The sequence below is a fragment of the Streptomyces sp. NPDC058964 genome, assembly GCF_042741275.1.
Taxonomy (GTDB): Bacteria; Actinomycetota; Actinomycetes; order Streptomycetales; family Streptomycetaceae; genus Streptomyces.
The window spans coordinates 1-4340 of record NZ_JBHYKH010000658.1 but is presented as its reverse complement, the minus strand read 5'-3'; the positions used below and the strand labels follow the sequence as shown (position 1 = coordinate 4340).

The 4340-nt window shown below is 74.6% G+C and carries 4 protein-coding genes and 2 pseudogenes; 3 read left to right on the top strand and 3 right to left on the bottom strand.

The annotated features are described in order from the left end of the window. The 3 genes and pseudogenes from ACFW2E_RS42425 to ybaK form a co-directional block, all read left to right on the top strand. A pseudogene (locus tag ACFW2E_RS42425) lies at positions 1–740 on the top strand (hypothetical protein); the annotation flags it as partial. Between the two features lie 9 nt (positions 741–749). After that, positions 750–1490: an LON peptidase substrate-binding domain-containing protein gene (locus ACFW2E_RS42420; RefSeq protein ID WP_384476173.1), complete on the top strand. Its 741-nt coding sequence runs from the start codon at positions 750–752 to the stop codon at positions 1488–1490. A gap of 14 nt (positions 1491–1504) precedes the next feature. Beyond that, positions 1505–2005, top strand: a complete 501-nt coding sequence (gene ybaK, locus ACFW2E_RS42415) for a Cys-tRNA(Pro) deacylase (RefSeq protein WP_384476170.1) — start codon at positions 1505–1507, stop codon at positions 2003–2005. Positions 2006–2229: 224 nt separating this feature from the next. On the opposite strand, the gene ACFW2E_RS42410 is transcribed toward ybaK, so the two are convergent. The 3 genes and pseudogenes from ACFW2E_RS42410 to ACFW2E_RS42400 all read right to left on the bottom strand — a co-directional run. Further along, complete coding sequence (locus ACFW2E_RS42410; protein WP_384476167.1) at positions 2230–2898, bottom strand: AAA family ATPase; 669 nt, start codon at positions 2896–2898, stop codon at positions 2230–2232. Between the two features lie 34 nt (positions 2899–2932). After that, positions 2933–3754: an ABC transporter permease gene (locus ACFW2E_RS42405; protein ID WP_384476164.1), complete on the bottom strand. Its 822-nt coding sequence runs from the start codon at positions 3752–3754 to the stop codon at positions 2933–2935. 74 nt (positions 3755–3828) lie between these two features. Further along, positions 3829–4340: pseudogene (locus ACFW2E_RS42400) on the bottom strand (ABC transporter ATP-binding protein); the annotation flags it as partial.

Below are 4340 nucleotides of genomic sequence, written 5' to 3'. Positions count from 1 at the left end.
CCCTGGGGGGGGCCGCCCAGGCGGGGCGGCGGCCGGCCCGCGCGGTGGTGTTTGGGCAGTTCCCCCCCCTGAACCGGGCGGCGGCGGGGCCCGACGACCGTGACCCGGTGCCGTGGCGGATCGCGCTGGACCACGCGCGCGGGTCCGGGGCGGGGCCCAAGTACTTCGAGGAGCTGTGGGGCGCGGCGGTCCGGCGTGCCCCGCACCACTACGGCTGCCATGTGGCGGCCCTGCGGTATCTGGCCGCCTTCCGGCCCGGTTCCCACCACGCCTGTTTCGACTTCGCCGACCGGGCCGCGCAGGACGCCCCGCCGGACTCGCTCGTCCAGGCCCTGCCCGCGCGGGCGGCCCTCGGCTGTCTCACCCACGGCCGCGGAACCGACGGCGGCGGAACCGAGGTGAGGCGGGAGCGGCTGCACGCGGCGGCCGACCGGGCGATCGCGCTCTCCGCCCGGTTCCCCGCGGCGGACCCCTGGCCGGCCGAGATCCGCAACAAACTGGTGTACGTCCTCGTCCGCCTGGACCGTCACCAGGACGCCCTGGCCCAGCTGCGCCTGATCGGCCCGTATGCCACGTCCTTCCCCTGGAACCGGCTGTCGGACGACCCGCTGGGCCACTTCCTGCGGCTGCGCGCCGAACTCCTGACGACGGCGCGCCCGGCGCCGGACACCCGGCTGATCCCGGCGGCCCGGCGCCCACGTACCGGGCAGGGCGGACAAGCCCGTGCCGGTGACCATTAGGGTGGCGCCGTGACCACCGTCCGTCTCCCCCTCTTCCCGCTGAACTCGGTGCTGTTCCCGGGGCTCGTGCTCCCTCTGAACGTCTTCGAGGAGCGCTACCGCGCCATGATGCGCGAACTGCTCAAGACCCCCGAGGACGAGCCGCGCCGGTTCGCCGTCGTGGCGATCCGCGACGGCCATGAAGTGGCCCCGAGCGCGCCCGGCATGCCGGACCCGACGGCCGTGCCCGAGCGCGGCCCGGCGGCGGGCTTCGGCCCCGACCCGGCCAAGGCCTTCAACGGGGTGGGCTGCGTGGCGGACGCGGCGACCATCCGGGAACGGGCCAACGGCACCTTCGAGGTGCTGGCGACCGGTACGACCCGGGTGCGGCTGCTGTCGGTGGACGCTTCGGGCCCGTTCCTGACGGCCGAGCTGGAGGAGCTGCCGGAGGAGCCGGGCGACGAGGCCGGTGCGCTGGCGGAGGGCGTGCTGCGCTCGTTCCGCCAGTACCAGAAGCGTCTGGCGGGCGCGCGGGAACGCTCCCTGTCCACGGGCACCGAGCTCCCGGACGAGCCGCGGGTGGTCTCCTACCTCGTGGCGGCGGCGATGATGCTCGACACGCCGACGAAGCAGCGCCTGCTCCAGGCCCCCGACACGGCTTCGCGGCTGCGCGAGGAGCTGAAACTCCTTCGCTCGGAGACGGCCATCATCCGTAATCTGCCGTCGCTGCCGGCGTCGGAACTGACGCGCGGCCCGACGAGTCTGAACTGAGGCCGGAACCCCACATGGCGAAGAAGTCGAAGAAGCAGCAGCAGGGAGGCACGCCCGCGACGGTGGCCCTGACCGCCGCGGGCGTGGACTACACGGTCCACTCCTATGATCACGACCCCGCTCACCCCTCCTACGGCGAGGAGGCGGCCGAGGCGATGGGCGTCTCCCCCGAGCGGGTCTTCAAGACCCTGGTGGCGGACGTCGACGGCGCGCTGACGGTGGCCGTGGTCCCCGTGGCCGGCTCCCTGGACCTCAAGGCCCTGGCGACCGCCGTGGGCGGCAAGCGGGCGTCCATGGCGGACCCGGCCCTCGCCGAGCGCACCACGGGCTACGTCCGCGGCGGCATCTCCCCGCTGGGCCAGCGCAAGAAGCTCCCCACCGTCCTGGACGACTCCGCCTCGGCGCACGCCACGATCTGCGTCTCGGCGGGCCGCCGCGGCCTGGAGGTCGAGCTGTCCCCGGCCGACCTGGCCGGCCTCACCGGGGCGACCCTGGCTCCCATCGGACGTGCGTGACCCCTCGACGGACATCCGTTCCTCGGTTAAGTACGAGGGACATGTCGAAGAGAACCCGGAAACGCAAGTGGCGAGTCAAGAAGGGCCGCTCGAACCACGGGAGGCGACCGGCGTAGGCGCCCGGGCCGCAACCGGGGGCCGGGGGCGCAGACCCCTGGCGGCGCCGGCCGGCCTGGGTGTGCTGTCCCAGCACGCGTGTCACCAACGTCCCGGGACAAGCACACCTAGGCCGGCGGAGCCGCGTAGGGACCCTGCTGGTACGGGCCCTGCTCGTAGGGATCGGGATCCCGGGGACCGAACAGTGCCGTGAGCCCGAGGTGCACCACGAGCGCGGCCACCGGCCACGCCAGCAACGCCCCGTGCGTCCCCAGCTTCAGCGGCGCCGAGAAGGCCACGCCCTTGCCCACCGCCTTGGCGTGGGCGACGACGTCCTGGGCGGGGCCGAGCCACACCCCGATCCGCCAGGCGAGCCACGACCCGAGCAGCCCGCCCACGGTCAGCGCCACCACCAGCGGCACGCCCCCCCGCCGCCGCAGCAGGAAGACGACGACCGCGCTGACGGCCCCGAAGGCCAGCGCGAGCAGCGTGAACGTTCCGTCCACCCCGGCCGCCTGCTCCCCCTCGGGGTCCTTGCGGTAGACGGCCCAGGCCCCGTCCACGTGCTCCCCGACCAGCGGCACATGCGGAGCCAGCCACAGCCACAGCAGCCCGAGCAGCGCCCCGCCGAGCGCCACCGCCACCGTGATCACGGCGGCCTCGCGCACTTCGGTCTTCATCCCGGGACCGTCCTGTTCGTACGCGCCCTCCACCGTCCCGGCGGGCGGCGGTGCCGGCCAGGCCTGGTGCGGGGACTGGTCGTGCGGCGGCGGAGGCGGAGTCAGCGGTGCGGTCACCCTGACATCGTGCCAGGTCGGTCCGTGCGGCGCGTCATCGGACGGCAGCCCGCCGGTACGCCCAGGTCGCCACTGCCAGCGAGACGACCCCGACGCCCGCGCACACGCCCAGGTCAGCGCCGACGAACGCCCAGTCCGGATGGGCCCCGAAGGTCCGCGCGTAGGCCTCCACGCCGTACGTCGAGGGCAGCAGGTCCCGGGCCAGCCGTACGGGCTCCGGCATCCGGTCGGGCGGCAGCACACCGAGCAGCAGCGCCGCCGACATGCCCAACTGGCCGAGGAGCGTGGCAAGTTCGGGGCGTGGCGCGAGCAGTCCGAAGGCGGCGCCGAGCCCGGAGAGCGCGGCGCCCGCGAGCGGGATCACGGCGACCAGGATCCAGAGGTTGCCCAGTGGCAGCCCGAAGAGCGCACAGCCGAACACGGCCGTCACGAGCGTCCCCGGCACGGTGAAGGAGGCGTACGCCCCCGCCGCCCCCAGCACCACCGCCGCCGGCGGCACCGGCAGCGTCGCGTAGTGGTCGAGTCCGCCGCCGGCCCGCAGCTGCCCGAAGTACTGGGCGAGCAGGTTCAGGGCGACGTAGGCGACGACCACGACCGAGGACCCCGCCACCACGGACTGGGCCTCGCCCCGGGTGTCCACCACCCCGCGCATCATGATCATGATGCCGACCGACTGGAAGGTCGCCACGAACAGCAGCGGGATCCGCGCCACTCGAGCGCGGGACAGCTGAGCCCGGTAGACGGCCGCGAGTGACGGCCACAGCCGGGCGGCCGGCGCGAGCTCGGACGCACCTTCGGCCGGCTTCTCCGGTGAAAGGACGCTCCCGGGGGGAGACTGCGCGGATACGACACTCACGTCGAGCTGCTCCTCTTCCCTACGGCGACCGAGCCGCTCTTCAGGGGACCCTACGGATGCCACGCCACGCCCGCTCACGCCTTCACCAGACCCTGCCGTGCGGCGCCGCCCAGCGCCAGGTACACGTCCTCCAGGCTGGGCGTGGCGAGCGTGAAGTCGTCGAGGGCGGCGAAGGCGGCCCCGCCGGTGACCGTGGCGACGGCCGCGCGGGCCTCCTCGGGCGCGAGACGCAGCGTCCAGCGACGCCCCGCCTGCACGGCCCGTTCTCGCAGCACCGCGACCTCCGGAACCTCCAGCGGCGCACGTTCCCGCCACACCAGCTCCACCCGCACCTCGCCGGCCACCCGCTCCTTGAGCCCGGCGGGGGTGTCGCAGGCGATGACCCGGCCCCGGTCGAGGACGGCGACCCGGTCGAGCACGGTCTCGGCCTCGATGACGTTGTGGGTGACCAGCAGCACGGTCGTACCGCGCTCGGCGCGCCGCCGGTCGACGGCCGCCCACACCGCGCGCCGGGCCACCGGGTCCATCCCGGTGGTCGGCTCGTCGAGCACGAGCAGGGGGCGCTCGCCGACCAGGGCGGCGGCGA

Bases quoted from the DNA above. Each gene is read 5' to 3' on its own strand.
- ybaK (WP_384476170.1), top strand. From the start codon at position 1,505: ATGGCGAAGAAGTCGAAGAAGCAGCAGCAGGGAGGCACGCCCGCGACG.